This window comes from Arthrobacter nitrophenolicus, assembly GCF_000332815.1.
In the GTDB taxonomy this organism is placed as follows: domain Bacteria; phylum Actinomycetota; class Actinomycetes; order Actinomycetales; family Micrococcaceae; genus Arthrobacter; species Arthrobacter nitrophenolicus.
The window spans coordinates 14915-32822 of record NZ_AOFD01000005.1 but is presented as its reverse complement, the minus strand read 5'-3'; the positions used below and the strand labels follow the sequence as shown (position 1 = coordinate 32822).

19 protein-coding genes and 2 pseudogenes are annotated in these 17908 nt (G+C 69.3%); 9 read left to right on the top strand and 12 right to left on the bottom strand.

All coding sequences use genetic code 11. The features are described 5' to 3' along the window. Positions 1-60: 60 nt before the first annotated feature. Both G205_RS02660 and G205_RS02655 read right to left on the bottom strand, forming a co-directional pair. On the bottom strand, positions 61-567 hold the full coding sequence (locus G205_RS02660; protein ID WP_235046749.1) for a hypothetical protein: 507 nt from the start codon (positions 565-567) through the stop codon (positions 61-63). Between the two features lie 31 nt (positions 568-598). Further along, a pseudogene (locus G205_RS02655) lies at positions 599-2723 on the bottom strand (heavy metal translocating P-type ATPase). A 670-nt stretch (positions 2724-3393) separates the two neighbouring features. Here G205_RS02655 and G205_RS02650 point away from each other — a divergent pair. Both G205_RS02650 and nhaA read left to right on the top strand, forming a co-directional pair. Then, positions 3394-4083 carry a PAS and ANTAR domain-containing protein gene (locus tag G205_RS02650; protein WP_009356609.1) on the top strand — a complete coding sequence of 230 codons (690 nt, stop codon included), beginning with the start codon at positions 3394-3396 and terminating at the stop codon, positions 4081-4083. 117 nt (positions 4084-4200) lie between these two features. Then, positions 4201-5556: a Na+/H+ antiporter NhaA gene (gene nhaA, locus G205_RS02645; RefSeq protein WP_009356608.1), complete on the top strand. Its 1356-nt coding sequence runs from the start codon at positions 4201-4203 to the stop codon at positions 5554-5556. 16 nt (positions 5557-5572) lie between these two features. On the opposite strand, the gene G205_RS02640 is transcribed toward nhaA, so the two are convergent. The 8 genes and pseudogenes from G205_RS02640 to G205_RS02605 form a co-directional block, all read right to left on the bottom strand. Beyond that, positions 5573-5815, bottom strand: a complete 243-nt coding sequence (locus G205_RS02640) for a hypothetical protein (RefSeq protein WP_009356607.1) — start codon at positions 5813-5815, stop codon at positions 5573-5575. A gap of 89 nt (positions 5816-5904) precedes the next feature. Beyond that, the gene (locus G205_RS02635; protein ID WP_009356606.1) at positions 5905-6129 is read right to left on the bottom strand and encodes a hypothetical protein; all 225 of its coding nucleotides are present in this window, start codon (positions 6127-6129) and stop codon (positions 5905-5907) included. 143 nt (positions 6130-6272) lie between these two features. Next, entirely contained in the window at positions 6273-6404 is a 132-nt protein-coding gene (locus G205_RS23375) for a hypothetical protein (RefSeq protein ID WP_009356605.1), read from the bottom strand. A gap of 371 nt (positions 6405-6775) precedes the next feature. Then, positions 6776-7216 (bottom strand): arsenate-mycothiol transferase ArsC, encoded by a 441-nt coding sequence (locus G205_RS02625; RefSeq protein ID WP_009356604.1) that lies wholly within the window; start codon positions 7214-7216, stop codon positions 6776-6778. 25 nt (positions 7217-7241) lie between these two features. Next, positions 7242-8629 (bottom strand): annotated as a pseudogene (locus tag G205_RS02620) (FAD-dependent oxidoreductase). A 130-nt stretch (positions 8630-8759) separates the two neighbouring features. Beyond that, complete coding sequence (gene trxB, locus G205_RS02615) at positions 8760-9737, bottom strand: thioredoxin-disulfide reductase (RefSeq protein ID WP_009356602.1); 978 nt, start codon at positions 9735-9737, stop codon at positions 8760-8762. Positions 9738-9752: 15 nt separating this feature from the next. Further along, on the bottom strand, positions 9753-10187 hold the full coding sequence (locus G205_RS02610) for an arsenate reductase ArsC (RefSeq protein ID WP_009356601.1): 435 nt from the start codon (positions 10185-10187) through the stop codon (positions 9753-9755). A gap of 143 nt (positions 10188-10330) precedes the next feature. Next, entirely contained in the window at positions 10331-11005 is a 675-nt protein-coding gene (locus G205_RS02605) for an arsenate reductase/protein-tyrosine-phosphatase family protein (RefSeq protein ID WP_009356600.1), read from the bottom strand. A gap of 46 nt (positions 11006-11051) precedes the next feature. Here G205_RS02605 and G205_RS02600 point away from each other — a divergent pair, with 46 nt between their 5' ends. The 3 genes from G205_RS02600 to chrA all read left to right on the top strand — a co-directional run bounded on the left by G205_RS02600 (position 11052) and on the right by chrA (position 13445). Continuing rightward, complete coding sequence (locus tag G205_RS02600; RefSeq protein ID WP_009356599.1) at positions 11052-11792, top strand: aquaporin; 741 nt, start codon at positions 11052-11054, stop codon at positions 11790-11792. 79 nt (positions 11793-11871) lie between these two features. Further along, positions 11872-12231, top strand: a complete 360-nt coding sequence (locus tag G205_RS02595; protein ID WP_035751871.1) for an ArsR/SmtB family transcription factor — start codon at positions 11872-11874, stop codon at positions 12229-12231. Beyond that, a complete protein-coding gene (chrA, locus tag G205_RS02590; RefSeq protein ID WP_035751839.1) occupies positions 12228-13445 on the top strand; it encodes a chromate efflux transporter in 1218 nt (405 codons plus the stop codon). Before G205_RS02595 ends, chrA begins: the two co-directional genes overlap by 4 nt. A 230-nt stretch (positions 13446-13675) precedes the next feature. Here the strand turns inward: chrA and G205_RS02585 are convergent, their stop codons facing one another. Beyond that, positions 13676-13960 carry a DUF1540 domain-containing protein gene (locus G205_RS02585; protein WP_009356596.1) on the bottom strand — a complete coding sequence of 95 codons (285 nt, stop codon included), beginning with the start codon at positions 13958-13960 and terminating at the stop codon, positions 13676-13678. A gap of 300 nt (positions 13961-14260) precedes the next feature. On the opposite strand from G205_RS02585, the gene G205_RS02580 reads away from it, so the two are divergent. Genes G205_RS02580 through G205_RS02570 form a run of 4 tightly spaced genes read left to right on the top strand, consistent with a single transcriptional unit; the run spans position 14261 to position 17187 of the window. Continuing rightward, positions 14261-14473 (top strand): hypothetical protein, encoded by a 213-nt coding sequence (locus G205_RS02580; protein WP_009356595.1) that lies wholly within the window; start codon positions 14261-14263, stop codon positions 14471-14473. A gap of 14 nt (positions 14474-14487) precedes the next feature. Continuing rightward, positions 14488-15312 carry a M20/M25/M40 family metallo-hydrolase gene (locus G205_RS22405; protein WP_235046748.1) on the top strand — a complete coding sequence of 275 codons (825 nt, stop codon included), beginning with the start codon at positions 14488-14490 and terminating at the stop codon, positions 15310-15312. After that, positions 15240-16037, top strand: a complete 798-nt coding sequence (locus G205_RS22015) for a M20/M25/M40 family metallo-hydrolase (RefSeq protein WP_235046756.1) — start codon at positions 15240-15242, stop codon at positions 16035-16037. Before G205_RS22405 ends, G205_RS22015 begins: the two co-directional genes overlap by 73 nt. Beyond that, complete coding sequence (locus G205_RS02570) at positions 16018-17187, top strand: carboxylate-amine ligase (protein ID WP_009356594.1); 1170 nt, start codon at positions 16018-16020, stop codon at positions 17185-17187. The genes G205_RS22015 and G205_RS02570 overlap by 20 nt, the downstream gene beginning before the upstream one ends. Here G205_RS02570 and lepB read toward each other — a convergent pair. Beyond that, complete coding sequence (gene lepB, locus G205_RS02565) at positions 17184-17666, bottom strand: signal peptidase I (protein WP_009356593.1); 483 nt, start codon at positions 17664-17666, stop codon at positions 17184-17186. The genes G205_RS02570 and lepB overlap by 4 nt on opposite strands. Positions 17667-17908: the final 242 nt, after the last annotated feature.

The following is a 17908-nucleotide window of genomic DNA, read 5'->3' as shown; positions in this document are numbered from 1 at the left end:
CAGGTAGGTCAGTGGAACTGGGCCGAAACGGTGCGTGCAGCGGCACGCCGCGGCGCCGGTTTACGTCCGGCTGATGGACAGTTCGCAGGGCGTGGGACCTGAAGGGATGTAGCTGTAGGCGGTGGACCGGGCTCCCGACGCCAGATACAGCGGAGCTGCCGAGGTGGCCGGGGGAGGTGCGACGGCCGGCGATCCCGCCGGCACCAGCGGGACGCAGGCCGCTCCGGCTTCCTCCGCCCCGGGGCAGCCGGAGCTGCAGGAACCCGAGGCGGTGAAGGACTCGTCCGCGGGCTGGGCGCCCTGCCCCTTGTGGCCGTCATGGGAATGTCCGACGGCGGGATCCCCGGCACGTGGGTGGGTGCCGCCGTCGTGCGCGGCACCGGTATGGCCGGCGTGCTCAGCGGCCGTGGAGGCCGGCGTCGCGTGGGCCGAATGGCCTGCGGTCAGCACGTGCATCCCCAGGATGCCGGCCAGCAGGGCCAGGACCGCGGCAGCCAACGCGGCCGGGCGGAGGGCAGCCACGACGGCGGTGCGGATGCCTGCCTGCATGCTGTTCCCTCCCCTCACGCGGACCACACCTTTCAACGTACCCTCAACGTCAACGTACCTCGGACGGGTTCAGTTTCAGGCGCCGCAGCAACTGGGCGTTCAGCGCCACCACAATAGTGGACGCGGACATCAGCACGGCACCCGCCGCGGGCGAGAGGACAACGCCGGCGAACGCCAGGACCCCGGCGGCCAGGGGCACGGACAGGATGTTGTAGCCCGTCGCCCACACCAGGTTCTGCCACATCTTGCGGTAGCTCGCCCGCGAGAGGTCCACCATGGACAGGACGGCCCGGGGATCGTTTCCGGCCAGGACCACCCCGGCGGACTCCATGGCCACGTCGGTGCCGGCGCCGATCGCGATGCCCACCTCGGCACGGGCCAGCGCCGGGGAATCGTTGACGCCGTCGCCCACCATGGCCACCTTCAGCCCGCGGGCCTGGAGCTCGGCCACCTTCTTGTCCTTGTCGGCGGGTAGGACCTCGGCGAACACCTCATCGATCCTGAGGTCCGCCGCCACGGCCCGCGCCACCTGCCGCGCGTCGCCGGTGACCATTGCTACCTTGACGCCCCGGTTCTGCAGCGCCGCCACGGCCTGCCGGGACTCCCGGACGCACCGCGTCCTCCAGGCTGACTGCGCCCAGGATGCGGCCGCCGTCGAGCACGTGCAGGACTGCCGCGCCGCGGTCCATCCAGCCGCGGGTCACCGCGGCCAGGGCAGGGGGTTCGACGGCGGCAAGCTCGCGCAGGAGCGCGGGTCCGCCCACGTGCAGCGTCCGTCCGTCCAGGGTGGCCCGCACGCCCCGCCCGGTCAGGGAAGTGAACGAGCCGGCGGCCGGCACCACCAGGTTCCGGTCCCGGGCCGCGCGCACGATGGCCCGCGCCACGGGGTGCTCGCTGTCCGATTCGACGGCCGCGGCCAGGGCCAGCAACTCGTCAGGATCGACGCCCTCGGCCACTGCCACATCCATCAGCTCGGGTTCACCGGTGGTGAGGGTGCCGGTCTTGTCGAAGAGGACAACGTCAACGGTCCGCATGCGTTCCAGGGCCATCCGGTTCTTGATCAGCACGCCGGCCCGGGCGGCCTGCTCGGTGGAAATGGCGATGACCAGCGGAATGGCGAGGCCCAGGGCATGGGGGCAGGCGATCACCAGCACTGTCACGGTCCGGGTGACGGCCTCCGGAACACTGCCCAGCAGCGTCCAGGCGATGAACGTCAGGACGCCGGCCGCGGTGGCGAAGTAGAAGAGGAACGCTGCCGCGCGGTCCGCCAGCGCCTGTGCACGCGAGGACGAAGCCTGGGCTTCGGCCACGAGCCGCTGGATTCCTGCCAGCGCCGTATCGTCGCCCACGGCCGTGACCCGCACGCGGACGCTGCTGTCCGTGGCGACGGTTCCTGCCACCACCGGGGCTCCGGGGCTGCGGGGAACTGTCTTGGACTCGCCCGTGATCATGGATTCGTCGAACTCGGCCTGCCCGTCCACCACGGTGCCGTCGGCGGGCATCCGGGCGCCGGGCCGGACCAGGACCAGGTCGTCAGGGCGGAGTTCGGAGACCGGCACCGTCTCGGTGCCGCCGTCCGTGACGCGCTCGGCCTCGTCGGGCAGCAGGGCCGCAAGGGCATCCAGCGCACCCTGCGCGGAGCCAAGGGCGCGCATCTCGATCCAGTGGCCCAGGAGCATGATGGCCACCAGCAGCGCGAGCTCCCACCAGAAGTCCAGGTCGAAGCCGCCCAGGCCCAGGCTGGTGATCCACGAGGCCGCGAAGGCCACTGTAATGGCCATGGCGATCAGGAGCATCATGCCCGGCCGCCGGTCCTTCAGTTCCTGGAGCCCGCCCTTGAGGAACGGCTGCCCGCCGTACAGGAAAATGACGGTGCCCAGGACGGGCGGGATCCAGGTGGAACCGGGGAACATGGGCGCCATGTAGCCCAGGATGTGGCCCACCATGGGGCTGAAGTAGACCACCGGAACGGACAGCGCCAGGGTAAGCCAGAACCGGTTCTTGAACATGGCGGTGCTGTGCCCGGCGTGCTGGCCGGAGGTGTGGACGGCGTGGTCGTCGTCGCCGTGGTGCTGGTGCGCCGGCTGGTGGTGGCCCGCATGGGGAGCGGTGTGGCGGGTGAGCGTGCCGCCTGCCTGGCTGCCGTCGTCGTGGTGGTGCGTTGGTTGGTGCATGTCCTGCATGGTTTCCTCCTTGGAGGACTGGTACTGCGCCGGGCGGTGCCAGCAGAAGCGCAAAGGTCAGTGTGCGGCCAGGGAATACCCGGCGGTGGTGACGGCCGTGCGGACGGCCTCTTCGGAGGCGGAACCGGCGACCGTGAGGCGGGAACGCCCGCCGGGAACCAGGTCAACGGAGGCCGAATCAACGCCGTCCAGGGCGCTACCGCCGTTTCAACAGTCTTGACGCAGTGCCCGCAGGTGAGTCCTTCAAGCGCGAACTCGCGCCGGCCCGAGGCCGCAGGGGAATGGGCGACGGCGGCTGCGGTCTTGGGTGCGTGGCCTGCGGGGGAGCAGCAGCTGCAGCCGGCGGCGGATGCCAGGGGGAGCGCTGTGCGGTGTTCGATGTCCATGTCAGTTCCGTTCCTTGACGAAGGATGAATCCTTGGTAAGCAGGGTGCTGGGGTTGAACGGCTGTGAAGGCGCTGGAACCGCCGGGACATACCACTTCACTGACAACACGTTGAGCATACCCCCAGGGGGTATCTTCGTCAAGGGGTGGGAGGGGGCTGCCGGCCCACCCCTCTTCGGGTAGGCGGGACCTATGGCCTACCCGTCGGAGTCCGCCGCGGCCATACTGGTAGTAGTGCCCCGGATGATCTGTTGCGCCGCGGGTGCTGGATGCTACATGGAGGTGGCCCCTGTGATGACGGACCTGACCGGCCCTTACACCTATTCGAGCGCCCTGGGCGACAATGAATGCGTCGCCGGGACCTTCCATGTGGACGTGGCAGGGTGGAAGGTCCAATGGTCCGACAGCATGTTCGAACTGCACGGGTATCGGCGTGGCGACGTGGTGCCCACCCTGGAGCTGCTGTACTCCCACAAGCATCCGGAGGACAGGCCCCGGTGCCAGGCCATCGTGGACCAGGTCCTGCAAACAGGCGGCTACTTCTGCATGTACCACCGGATCATTGACGCCAAGGGGCGGACCCGGCGGGTGCTGACCTCCGGTGAGGGCATCATGGATGACGCCGGCAACGTCTCGGTCATGGAGGGGGTCATGGTGGACCTCACCACCACCCTGCAGCGCGAAACGGAACAGACCGCACGCGACGCCGTCGCCGGTGCCACTTCCACCCGCAGCGTGGTGGACCAGGCCCGAGGCATCCTGATGGGCCAGCTGAAAATGGGTGCCGACGACGCTTTCCAGATGCTGGTCAGCACCAGCAGCCACCGGAACGTCAAACTGGTGGTGGTGGCGGCGGAGCTCGTGAAGCTGGCCAATTCCGCCGAGGCACGGAACTACCTCGACCACGCCGTCAAAGCTATCGCGACCGAAAGCCGGCCGGGGGCGTCCCGGCGCCGGGCGGGATAGCACCGCAGGACACAATACTTTTGGGCGCCGGCGGTAGCGCCCCTAGAATGGGTCGAAGGTGCGCCGGGAAGTCTGGTCGGCAGTAATTTTGTCGAGCCCAAACGTTAGGACTCCTTCATGAACTCCACCCCGCCATCAACACCGCCGCCCGCCGCGCCCCGGGGCACGGTCTTTGCCCGGGGCTCCTACTCCGAGGCCCTGCGGATCGGGGAAATCCTCCGCAAGGAAACCGTCGGCGGCGCCCTGCTGGTCGCAGCGGCAATCATCGCCCTCGTCTGGGCAAACTCGCCGGCTTCCGACAGCTACTTCGCGCTCCGCGACTTCAAGATCGGCTACGAGCCCTGGCACCTGGAGCTGAGCCTCGGCGCCTGGGCTGCCGACGGACTGCTCGCCATCTTCTTCTTCCTGGTGGGCCTGGAACTCAAGCGCGAATTCGTGGCCGGCGACCTGCGCCAGATCAGCAAGTCGATCGTCCCGGTGGCTGCAGCGGCCGGCGGCGTGGTTGTCCCGGCGGTGATCTACGCCGTCGTCAACCTCACCAGCCCGGAGACCCTGCGCGGCTGGGCCATCCCCACCGCCACGGACATCGCCTTCGCCGTTGCCGTGCTGGCCATCATCGGCTCCCACCTGCCCAGCGCGCTGCGGATCTTCCTGCTGACCCTGGCCGTGGTGGATGACCTGATCGCCATCAGCATCATCGCGTTCTTCTACTCCACCGACATCCAGGTGACGCCGCTGCTGCTGGCCCTGGTGCCGCTGGCCCTCTACACCTTCCTGGCGCAGAAGTACCGGCACTTCTTCGGCCGCAAAGCGTCAGCCGCGTGGCTGATCCTGCTGCCCCTGGGCATGGTCACGTGGGCGCTCGTCCATGCCTCGGGCATCCACGCCACCGTGGCCGGTGTCCTGCTGGGCTTCGCCGTGCCGGTCATCCGCTCGCAGGCCGGCGGCGGTCCGGAGGCCGGGCCCGGGCTGGCGGAGATTTTCGAGCACCGCTTCCGGCCCATTTCCGCCGGCATTGCCGTCCCCATTTTCGCGTTCTTCTCAGCCGGCGTCGCGGTGGGCGGCTGGGACGGGCTGGTTTCTGCCCTGGCCGACCCGGTGGCGCTCGGCATCATCCTGGGCCTGGTGCTCGGCAAGCCGATCGGCATCCTGGGCACCACGTGGATCCTGACCAAAGCCACCCGGGCAACCCTGGACAGCTCCTTCAAATGGATCGACATCTTCGGCGTGGCGCTGCTGGCCGGCATCGGTTTCACGGTGTCCCTGCTGGTGGCGGAGCTCAGCTTCGGCCACGGCAGCATCCACGATGACCACGCAAAGGTGGGCATCCTCGGCGCCTCACTGCTCGCCGCCATGCTGGCCACCCTGGTGCTGCGGACCAGGAACCGGCAGTACCGGCAGGCAGAGGAACTGGAGAAAGTGGACGCGGACCAGGACGGCATCCCGGACGTCTACCAGGACCGGGCCCAGTAAACCTGCCACCCGGACGTTATGCGGGTTCCAGCTTGGCCGGCCGGGCCGGCTGCTCCACGGGCTCTTCCACGTGCCTGATCTCCAGGGCCTCGGGGTCCAGCAGCTTGCGCGTGCCGGTCCTCGCGTCCAGGATCCAGAACAGTTCCAGGGCCGGCACCACGCCGGTCACCCGGCCGCGGTGGAACAGCCTGCCCCGGTGCCAGGCCTCGATGTGGTCTCCGATGCGGAGCTGGTCCGTACGTACTCCTTGTGCCTCCATAATGGGCTGCCTCCTGCTGTTGTATCCCCGTAGGCACAGCTTGCCGTGGCGAGGTTGCCGTGGTGTTTCAGCAGGGTGTTTTTTCTGTGTCAGGTGTGATCGGAGCGCTGGATGCTCATCATGTGCATCAGCAGGGCGCGCTGCGGCTGGCCCGGATTGGCGCTGACGTACCATCGCAGCGAGCTGCGGGCATCGGCCTCGCAGGCGGCGGTTCCGCTGAGGATTTCGTCGATGATTTCCAGGACCTGCAGTTGTAGCTCCAGATGGGCGACTTCCTCGCGAATGCTGCGGGGGAGCTTCCGGTTTCCATGCATGGGTGCCGCCTTCGCGCCTTAACAGGCTCCCTCCGGAGGAGCGTCGCTGCTGGTCCCCAGCCCGCCGGATGAATAAGCTAAGTGTACTGACAGGGGCATTGCCCACCAAGCATTTTTCGCAGTGCTGTGCCCGGCTTTTTGGCCTAGTGGCCCACCGCGGGAACCACCAGGACGGGCCGCCGCTGCGAGTGCTCCAGGGCCTCCGCCACTGAGCCCTCCAGGACCCGCTCGAACCGGGACAGGATCCCCGGGCGCCGGCCTCCCACGATGAACATGGAAGCGCCAAGCTGTCCGCTAGCCGCATCAGGGCCGGGGCAACGGCGCCGTTGAGGACCCGGAAAGACCAGCTCACGTCCTCCGCCCTGGCAAGGATTTCCTGCAGGCGCCCAAGGAGTTCCCGTGAAGGGTAGGCCGCCTCATCGTTAACGGCAGGGTCCAGCGAGGCTCCGGGAAGTTCCGGCGACCCGGCCCACTCCACCAGGTAGCTTGCCGGGTCAACGAAGGCGCAGACGAGGTGGAGGTCCATGGCGGCCGCAAATTCCGCCGCCGTCAGGACCAGGTGTTCCGGGCATTCCCAGGGCACGGCCAGGATGGCGGGCCCCGCTGACCCGCCGGACCGGTCCTGGTGGTCCATCGCGCCGGCCCGTCAGGAAGTGGTGAGGTCCTGGTGCAGCTTCTGGACGCGGGCCCGGACGTCGTCCCTGACCAGGCGCATGCGTTCCATGCCTTCAATGCCGCGTTCAGAGGGCTCGTCGGTTTCCCAGAGTTCGAAGCGGGTGCCCTCGCGCGGTTCAAGCTTTGCCTCGGTGCCCAGGACCACCACCACGTCCGCCGTCTCAAGGACCTCCTCGCTGACGGGCTTCGGGTACTCGCCCTCAACGGGGATGCCGAGCTCGGCCAGTGATTCAACAGCCAGCGGGTTGAGGTCCTTGGCCGGCTTGGTGCCGGCCGAGTAGACGTCCACGCTGCTGCCGGCGAGCTGGCGCATCAGCCCGGCCGCAAGCTGGGACTTGCCGCCGTTCTTGCTGCAGACGAACAGGACGGCGGGCTTCTTGTCCCCGGCGGTGGCGGGAGAGGCGTCAGTCATGGGTTTCCTTTGTGGTTTTCAGGTGTCAGTTGTCGGCGGAGCGGCCGTGGGCCAGGCCGGTGGGAAAGCGACCAGGACCGGTTCCGGGGCAGCGCAGCAGCCGGACTCGCCGCCGGCCTCACCCGCGCCGGCTGCGGGCCGGGTAGCGGGAACGTCACAGCTGGTGCCGGCGTCGGTGGAGCAGACGCCGGTTTCCGGAAGTTCAAGCTGGACGGTGTCGGCGGCCTCGCGGTCCCCGGCCAGGGCGGCGGCAACGGAGCGGACCTGCTCGTACCCGGTGGCCAGCAGGAAGGTGGGAGCCCTTCCGTAGGACTTCATGCCCACAATGTAGAAGTCCTTGTCCGGGTGGGCCAGCAGCCTGGCACCGTGCGGCGGCACCGTGCCGCAGGAGTGGAATTCGGGATCGATCAGCGGGCCAAGTTCCATGGGCGCCTCGACGGCGGGGTCCAGGTTGAGGCGGAGCTCGCGCAGCATGTCCAGGTCCGGCCGGAAGCCGGTGCAGGGCACCACGACGTCGGCCTCCAGGGTGCGGCCGTCCACGGCGCCGACGGTGACCCCGGAGTCCAGGGATTTGAAGGAGCTGATGCCGAAACCGGTGTGCAGTTCGATCTTTCCCGCCTCCACCAGGCGGCGGAGCCGGGCGCCGAGCTGGCCGCGGGCGGGCAGCCCGTCAGCGTCCCCGCCGCCGTAGGTCTTGGACGGTGAGGCGCCCCGGATGGCCCACAGGATCCGGGTTTCGGGTGCCTCCTTGGCCAGTGCGGCAAGGTTGAGCAGGGTGTTGGCGGCGGAGTGTCCGGCGCCGACCACCAGGACGCGTTTGCCCGCGAAGGCTTCGCGGTCCCGGCCCGCGACGTCGGGCAGCGGGGAGGAGATGCGGGCCGCGGCCGCCTCCTCGCCGATCGCCGGCAGCCCGGACGTGCCCAGCGGGTTGCGGGTGGACCAGGTGCCGGAGGCGTCGATCACCGCAGCCACGGTGTGGTCGCGGGTTTCGCCGTCGGAGTGCAGGACCCGGACAATGAAGGGGGTGGTGTCCCGGTTGCGGACGTGGGTCTTGTCCATGCCCTGCCGGGTCACGGCCAGTACCCGGGCGCCGGTCTCCAGCCGGGAGGCCAGGGCCGGCAGCGCCGCCAGGGGAGCGAGGTAGTTGTCGATGAGCTCGCCGCCGTACGGCAGGGCGGTGGGCCGGGGTGCTTCCCAGCCGGATGCCTCCAGCAGCCGGACGGCGGCGGCGTCGATGTTGAACCGCCAGGGCGAGAACAGGCGGATGTGGCGCCATTCCTCAATGGCCGCGCCCGCCGTCGGACCCGCCTCGAAAACCAGCGGCTCCAGGCCGCGCTCCAGCAGGTGCGCTGCGGCGGCGAGTCCCACCGGCCCGGCGCCGATCACGGCTACCGGAAGGCTGGTCTTTTCCATGGCATGTCCTCTCATCGATGTGTTGGTTGTGCGGAAGGGCTAGCAGCAGTCCTGATCCTCGTCGTCGCAGCAACCGTTGTCGCCGCAGCAATCCGTGTTCATCCAGCCCACCCCCTTCCTGCCCGGGTTGTCAGCTGTGGGTAGGTTCTTCGACCAGCGCCGTGGCGATGCTGTCCGCGTCGTCCAGGGCTGCCAGGTAGCGTTCGGCGTCCAGGGCGGCGGCGCAGCCGGTCCCGGCGGCGGTGATGGCCTGGCGGTAGCGGTGGTCCACGGCGTCGCCGCAGGCGAACACGCCGGACAGGTTGGTGACCGTGGTGGGGGAGTCCACCTTGATGTAGCCGTCCGCGTCCAGGTCCACCTGGCCGGCCACGAGCTCCGTCCGCGGCACGTGGCCGATGGCCACGAAGATGCCGGTGGCCGCCTGGTGCCGGGTTTCGCCGGAGCGGGTGTCCGTGAGCGTCACGCCGGTGACCTTGCCGTTGCCGTGGATGGCGGTGACGGCGGAGTTCCAGGCGAAGCTGATCTTGGGGTTGTCCTTGGCCCGCTGCGCCATGATGCGGGAGGCCCGCAGTTCCTCACGGCGTACGACGACGGTCACGGACTTTCCGAACCGGGTCAGGAACGTGGCTTCCTCCATGGCGGAGTCACCGCCGCCCACCACGATGATGTCCTGGTCACGGAAGAAGAACCCGTCGCAGGTGGCGCACCAGGAGACCCCGTGGCCGCTGAACTTCTTCTCCTCCGGCAGGCCGAGTTCCTTGTACGCCGAGCCGGTGGCCAGGATGACGGCCGGGGCCTGGTGGGTCTCGCCGCCGCCGGTGACCACGGTCTTCAGGTGGCCTTTGAGATCAACCGAGGTGGCGTCGTCGAACACCACTTTGGCGCCGAATTTCTCGGCCTGTTCCTGCAGGCCGTCCATCAGTTCCGGGCCCTGGATGCCGGCGGGGAAGCCCGGGAAGTTCTCCACCTCGGTGGTGTTCATCAGGGCACCGCCCGCGGTGACCGAGCCGGCCAGCACCAGCGGTGCCAGGCCTGCGCGTGCGGCGTAGATGGCTGCGGTGTACCCCGCGGGGCCGGAACCGATGATGATCAGCTGTTCGTTCGTCATGGAGGTCTCCTGGAGTTACTGGGCGTCCGGGTGCTGCGCGGGCACCAGTTCGGTGATCAGGGCTTCGATGCGGGTCCTGATTTCGTCCCGGATGGGGCGGACGGATTCTACGCCCTTGCCGGCCGGATCCTCCAGCACCCAGTCCTCGTAGCGCTTGCCGGGGAAGTACGGGCACTCGTCGCCGCAGCCCATGGTGATCACCACGTCCGAGTCCTTGACAGCTTCGGTGGTGAGGACTTTGGGAACCTCCGCGGACATGTCGATGCCCACCTCGGCCATGGCCTCGACGGCGGCGGGGTTGATCTTCTCCGCGGGCTGGGACCCTGCGGAGCGGACCTCCACGGCACCCTTGGACAGGGACGTCAGGAAGGCTGCGGCCATCTGGGAACGGCCTGCGTTGTGGACGCAGACGAAAAGGACGGAGGGCTTCTTGGCTGTCTCGGTGGTCACGCTGTTCTCCTAATGATGACGTACGGCGGGAGGTGCCGCGGTGGGTGGTGGTGCTCCCGCCCGACCTCTCAGTCCCGAAAGATTGATGATGATCGATATGGGGAGTATGGCGCTAAATATTGATGGTTGTCAATGTATTGGTGTCAGGCGGCGGTGAGGCGGGGTGCGAGGTCGCTGACGCGGTGTGAGATCTGCCCGTAGGCTTCCTCGAAGGCCGCGGCGGTGCCCTGCCTGACGGGGTCGGGGATGGACCAGTGCACCCCCTGCAGGCCCGGAACCTCTTCGTGGGCGTTGTCGCAGACGGTCACCACGAAATCCCCTTCTCCCATGACCTGGTCCAGTTGCTGCGGTACGGCGTCGGCCAGGTCCAGGCCGTGGCGGGCGGCGACTTCCAGGGCGCCGCGGGAAATCCGGTCTGCGGGATGCGTCCCCGCCGATGTCGCGGGAATACCGCTGGCCTGGCGCCAGAGGGCCGCCGCGAGCTGGGAGCGTGCGCTGTTGCGGGTGCACACGAAAAGGACGCGCCGCGCCTGGTGCCCGCTGCCGGGAACCAGGTCCTCAAGCGACCCGGCCACCAGGCGGATGTAGCTCCGCCGCCGGTCCGCCTCCGAGCGGTGCCGCGCCGCCAGTCCGGCGTCCTCAAGGATGCGGAGGTGGTGGGCCAGCAGGTTGGACGGCATTCCCAGCTCCGCCTGCAATTCCGACGGCGAGCGGTCGCCCAGCGTCAGCAGGTCCACGATGCGCAGCCGGCCGGCGTCGGCCAGGGCTGCATGCCTGGCCAGCCGCTGGCGGAACGCGGCGCTTAGTTCAGTTTCCATTGACTCAAGTTTGACTGAGGTATTCCGGGTGGGTCAAGCTGGTTGCATGCATATTTCCCAGCCTCCCCTCTGGCGCCGCGCCCTAGCCGAGCTGCTTGGCACCGGCCTGCTGGTGGCCGTCGTTGTCGGCTCCGGGATCGCCGCCCAGCAGCTTTCCCCCAACGACGTCGGCCTGCAGCTGCTCCAGAACAGCACCGCCACGGTTCTGGGCCTGACGGTGCTCATCCTGGTGCTGGGGCCGGTCAGCGGCGCGCACTTCAACCCTGTGGTGTCCCTGGCCGACTGGGCGCTCGGCCGGCGCAGCGGCACCGGCCTGACGCTGCCGGAAGTCGGCGCATACGTGGCCGCCCAAGTGGTCGGGGCAATCGGGGGAAGCGTCCTGGCCAACGCAATGTTCGACGTCGGGACCTCCATCTCCGGCAAGGACCGCCTCACCGGCGGCCACGTCCTGGGCGAGGTGGTGGCCACCGCCGGGCTCATCCTGCTGATCTTCGCCCTGGCCCGGACCTCGCGGGGAGTGCTGGCCGCTCCGGCCGTGGGCGCGTACATCGGCGCCGCCTACTGGTTCACCTCCTCCACTTCCTTCGCCAACCCGGCCGTAACCGTGGGCCGGATCTTCAGCGACACCTTCGCGGGCATCGCGCCTGGCTCGGTGCCTGGGTTCGTGCTGGCGCAACTGGCGGGCGCCGCCGTCGGACTCGGACTCCTCCTGGCCCTTTTTCCCGCCGCCGGCCAGGCGGCAGACAACGTGGTGATCCCCCACCGCGAGGAACCGGCAGGTACGTAACCCCCCGTATCCGGCTCCAGCCCCAAAACCGTTATGCCGCCATATTGATGAATGTCGATATGGCGGCATAATGGTGTCCATGACCGCTGTGCTGCCATTGACCTCGTCCGTCACTGAGACGGATCCTTCCTGCTGCCCGCCGCCCGCGGGTGCAGCCCTCGGAGCGGAGGAGGCCAAGCAAGCCGCGCTGGTTTTCAAAGCGCTCGCGGACCCCAACCGCGTGCGGCTGCTCTCGCTGGTGAAGGCCGGCGAGGCGGGGGAGCGCTGCGTCTGCGACCTGACGGAACCGCTCAGCCTGGGCCAGCCGACTGTCTCGCACCATTTGAAGATCCTGGTGGACGCCGGACTGCTGCACCGCGAAAAGCGGGGCACGTGGGCCTACTACTCGGTGGTTCCGGGCGCGCTGGAGCGGGTTGCCGGGCTCGTGGCGGACCTGTGACGGAAACGGTTACCGCACGCGGCTCGGTGGGCTCGGCGGGGGAGGTTTTCCGGGTCTTCCTGAAGCTGGGTTTTACGTCTTTCGGCGGACCCATCGCGCACCTGGGCTACTTCCGGGACGAGCTGGTGGAACGCCGCCGGTGGGTGGATGACAAGGAATACGCCGATCTTGTGGCCCTCTGCCAGTTCCTCCCCGGCCCCGCGTCCAGCCAGGTGGGATTCGGCCTGGGGCTGCACCGGGCCGGGCCGCTCGGCGCCCTCGCCGCGTTCCTTGCTTTCACGCTGCCGTCGGCCGCGCTGCTGGTGGCGTTCGCCGCAGGCGCCTCCCTCTTCCAGGGCGTGCTCGGTTCGGGAATCCTTGACGGGCTGAAAATCGTGGCTGTGGCCATCGTGGCGCAGGCTGTCTGGGGGATGGCGAAGGCCCTGACGCCGGACCGGGAACGGGCGTCGATTGCGGTGGTGGCTGCCTTGGCCGTGATCCTGCTGGCGGGTCCGCTGGGGCAGGTGCTGGCGATCGGCGTCGGTGCGCTGGCGGGCCTGTTTTTCTGCCGGGCCGGCACCGGCGTCGTGACGGGTGCCATGCGCTTCCCGGTGAGCAGGGCGGCCGGCGCCGTGTGCCTGGTCCTGTTCCTGGTGCTGCTGGCCGGGCTGCCGCTGCTGTCCCTGGCCGCCGGATCGGCCGGCCTCGCCCTCTTTGACGCGTTTTACCGTGCAGGTGCGCTGGTGTTCGGCGGCGGGCACGTGGTCCTGCCCCTGCTCCAGGCCGGCGTGGTCACCCCCGGCTGGGTCACCCCGGAGCAGTTCCTGGCAGGATATGGCGCTGCGCAGGCCGTCCCGGGTCCGCTGTTCACGTTCGCTGCCTACCTGGGGACCCTGTCCGGGGCCGGACCGGGCGGCGTGGCGGGTGCCGCCGTCGCGCTGGCCGGAATCTTCCTGCCGGGCTTCCTCCTCCTTGTCGGCGTGCTTCCCTTCTGGGACAGGTTCCGGACCCGGCCGCAGGCGCAGGCGCTGATGCGCGGCGCGAACGCGGCAGTGGTGGGGATCCTGGCTGCAGCCCTCTACAACCCGGTGTTCACCACGGCCATCACCGGTGCCGGCCCGTTCTGCCTGGCCCTGGTCTGCTTCGTCCTGCTTATCGCGTGGAAGGCGCCGCCGTGGCTGGTGGTGCTCGTGGGCGCCGCAGGGGGAGTGCTGCTGGCTCTCTCCCCCTTCTGATGACGCGCATATTCGCCCGCGACCCGCACGTGACCTGACGCGCCTGATATTTGGGCAGCGCCAGGGAGCCTGCGCAGCGGCACGGAATTTCGGTAGCGCCAGCGGTTCAGCGCGTACGACGGCGGCAAGGCAGCGCGTGCCGGTGCGGCGGTGAGGTGCCGGGCCCGGACATAACGGAGCACCCGGGGGCGTTGCCGTCCCGGGTGCTCCGGATCCTTCAGATGTGCGGGCTATGCGTGCGAGTACGTCAGGCAGTCGGCGTTGTCACGGCCCGGACCCACGTGCACCTCAGGCGCCTTGCACATCAGGTGGTCGTTGTGGACGCATTCGCTGCGCTGGCAGGCTCCGACGTCGGCCAGGACCTTGGGCAGGCCGCCGTGCATTCCGGTTTCAATGAACGTGGCGCAGTGTGCGTGGTTTTCGGCGCCGCCCACGGTGATGGCGGCCGCGTTGCAGTTGGTGTGGTCGTTAAAGGAACAGTTCGTTACGCTGCAGTCCGCGACGTGCGTTGTCATGGAAAGTCCTCCTTGGCCGGCCGCCCCGGATAGGCGGCCCTCGTGGGTCCACCGTAAGCCCGTCAGAACCAATCAAAAAGACCCAATAGTGTTCGCTAATTCCCCTTCCGGACGCATCCGGCCCGCGCAGGGCCTCCTGCCGCGGAAACAGGGGGCGGCTGACCCTTTCGGCAGATTAATAAGGGTGCTTATTATGTTGTTCTCTTCGGCGGCAAGCAGAGTCCGTCAGCAGTTCCGTCCGCCGCCTGGGGCCGGCAGTCGGGCCGCATACGGGTAACGAGGAGATAGGGAGAAGAGCAGATGAAGCGTATTCCCGAGCACAAAGTCCCCGGGCACAGCGTCCCTGAACACAAGGACCTGCAGGGCGGCGCGGAACCGGGCGGGCCGCAGGTACCCAGCCCGGAAGCTGCCACCGGAGCCCCGGCCGCACCGCAGCCCACGTCGGTGCCCGGTCCGCCGGTCAACCCGCCGTCGCAGGGGGTCCCCACCAATCCGGCCCAGCCGCGCACCTGACCTGAGGAGCCTGCATGGAGAGGCAGGACAGCCCTGCCGCCGCTGCCCCAACGGACGACGGCGGCCCGGACCTGCACGCCTATGCCCGCTCGCGCAGGGGGGACCTGAAGCGTCAGTTGGCCGAGTGGGTACAGGTCCCGGGAATAGTGGGGGAACCCGGGCACGCGAAGGACCTGCTCCGCTCGGCCAACTGGCTGGCCGCCGCGTTCCGGGACATCGGCTTCCCTGTTGTCGAGGTGCAGCCCACGGGGGAGTCGCACGCGGTTTATGCGGAATGGTGCGCTGCCTCCGGTGCGCCTACCGTCCTGGTCTACAGCCATCACGACGTCCGCGCCGTCAAGCCGGAGAACTGGAACCAAACGGCACCGTTCCAGCCGGTGGTGCGCGAGGGCAGGCTGTACGGCCGGGGCAGTTCGGACGCCAAGGGCCAGGTCCTGGCACACCTCGAGGGGATCCGCGCCCATCTCCACCAACGCCCTCCCACTTCCGGCGGTCAAACCCCCAACGCCCGCTCACTTACGGCGGCCAAAACCGAAACGCCCTCCCACTCCACGTCCCCCCAGGCCGGCCCAACGCCCGCCGTCAACCTGAAGTTCCTCGTCGAGGGCGAGGAGGAGGCAAGCTCCCCCCACCTGGCCGCGCTCCTGGAGGAGCAGGCGGAAAGGCTCCGGGCCGACGTCGTCCTTTTCTCCGATACCCAGCTGTGGCGCGAAGACCACTCGGCCTGTGCGTTGGCCTGCGCGGGATCCTCAAGGCGGACCTGGAGGTGTTCGGCCCGGAGCGCGACGTCCACAGCGGCGCCGTTTCCGGCAACGCCCCCAACCCGGTGTTTGAACTGAGTCGGCTCCTGGCCCGGCTGCATGGCGAGGACGGCCGGATTGCGATCCCGGGGTTCTACGACGACGTCGAGCCGCTCCCCGGGGACCTGCGGCAGGCCATCGCGGACCTTCCCTACACCGACGAGGACTGGCTCAGCCGGTCCGAAACCGGCGCCATCACCGGCGAGGAGGGATACACGGTGCTGGAGCGGCTGTGGCTGCGGCCCGCCGTCGAGGTCACGGCCCTCGTGGCCGGCGATCCCGGCGAAGTCTCCCGCGGCGCGGTGCCGGCTGTTGCCGCCGCTGACCTGACGTTCCGCACTGTCCCGGGCCAGCGGGTGGAGAAGTTGGCGGACCTGCTGCAGCAGTGGGTGGATGCAACCATCAGCGGCGCCTTCCACCACCGGCTGACGGTGGACCTGGACACGGCCCAGGAGCCGTACCGCACCCCGGACCACCCCGCCGTTTCAGCGCTGGAACGGGCCATGGCGCGGGGCTTCCGTGCCGGCGCGGTCGGCCGGATGGGCAACGCGGGCGGCGGACCGGCGGAGCTGCTGGCCCGCGTGCTCCGCGCCCCGGTGCTGTTCTTCGGCACCGGGCTTGTGGAGGACCACTGGCATGACAGCGACGAAAGCGCCAGCCTGGACGTCCTCGAGAACGGCGCCGTGACGCTGGCCTGCTTCTGGGACGAGCTTGCAAGGATGCAACGAGCAAAGGACGACGGCGATGGACACATTCCCGAGTGACGGCACCGGCGGCGCGGGTACAGGCAGCGGTGGGAACGTCAGGACCTTCGGCATCGAGGAGGAACTCCTCCTGGTGGATCCGGGCAGCGGCGACGCCGTGCCCATGGCGGGGGCGCTCCTGGACCTGTATGTGCGGCCGTTCGAGTCCAGTGCCGGCCCGGTGCTCACAGCCGAATTCCAGCAGGAGATGATCGAGGTGGTCACGCCGCCGCATTCCACCATGGCCGCGCTTGAGGCGGACATCGTGGCCGGGCGGGCCATTGCGCACCAGGCGGGGGAGGACGTGGGGGTGCGGGTAGCCGCACTCGGAACGTCCCCGCTGCCCTGCGACCCGCATCCGGTGAAGCTGCGGCGCTTCGCGGCCATGGCGGAGGAGTACGGGCTGACAGCGCGGGAACAGCTCACCTGCGGCTGCCACATCCATGTGGCAATCGAATCGCCGGAGGAGGGTGTGGCGGTCCTGGACCGGATCCGGAACTGGCTGCCGGTGCTGACCGCGCTCAGTGCCAACTCGCCGTTCTGGCACGGGGAGGACACCGGCTACGCCAGCTACCGGTCGCAGGTGTGGAACCGCTGGCCGTCCGCCGGGCCGCTGGAAATCCTGGGGACACCGGACGCCTACTACCAGCTGGTACACGACATGGTGGCCACCGGCGTCGCGATGGACGAGGGGATGGTCTACTTCGATGCCAGGCTCTCGCGGCACTACCCCACGGTGGAGGTCCGGCTCGCCGATGTCTGCCTGCGGCCGGAGAATACTGTGCTGCTCGCCGGGATCGCCCGGGGGCTGGTGGAAACGGCTGCGCGGGAGTGGCGGGACGGCGTCGAGCCCGTCCCGGTGCCGACGGCGCTGCTGCGGCTGGCGGGATGGAAGGCCAGCCGCTGGGGACTGCGCGGGGAACTCCTGGATCCGGTGACCAGCAGGCCGGGGCCCGCGCTCGCCGTCGTCAATTCCCTGCTGAACTTTATCCGCCCGGCGCTGGAGGACAGCGGGGACCTGCAGCGCGTGGAGGAGCTGACGGACAACCTGCTGCATGTGGGCACCGGCGCCATCCGGCAGCTGGAGGTCATGCACCGCACCGGCGACCTCGAGGATGTGGTGGAGGACGCCGCCAACTGCACGGTGGGCGTCGCGGCGGGCGGCGGCTAGGGAACCCTGCGGTGCATGACTGTTCCACGGACGGCGGCCAAAGGGACGTATGGCTGGTTCCAGTGCCGGCTGTCGGTGGAGCAGGCGCGGTTGTCCCCGAGCAGCAGCACATGTCCCGGCGGGACCTGGAACGTCCCGCCCGGGCCGCCGGGGTATGCCACGTAGGGTTCGGGCACCGGGCTTCCGTTGAGGCGGATGCTGCCGGCGGGTTCGATCACCACCCGCTCCCCGGGCAGCCCCAGGACGCGCTTGACCACGGTCCGGCCCAGTTCCGGCGAGGAGACCACCACGATGTCTCCGCGGCGGATGCGGGCCGGGTTCCGGAGGCGACGGGTGAGCACGCGCTGGCCGGGGTTCAGCGCGGGTGCCATGGACACCGAGTCCACCACCGTCACGAATAGCAGCCAGCGGCGGACAGCAAAACCTGCGACGACGGCGGCCGGCAGCGCCGCAGCCGCCGCGAGCAGGTCGGGGTTCATGGCCGGGGCGCCTGTCAGTGCCCGTGCCCGTCAGTGCCCGTGCCCGGAACCTCCGTGCCCGGCGTGCTCATGGTGGTGATGATGCTCCTCGGGGACGCGTCCGGGCGCGGCGCCGGACCGTGCCGCCGGCCCCGCGGTTGCCCTTGGGCGGCCCGGCACTATCAGTGTGCGCCGGAGGGCCGGGCAGGTCCATAACCGCTGCGCCTTTTTCAGGAGCCCGGAGTCCGGGCTTCTGTGCGGAG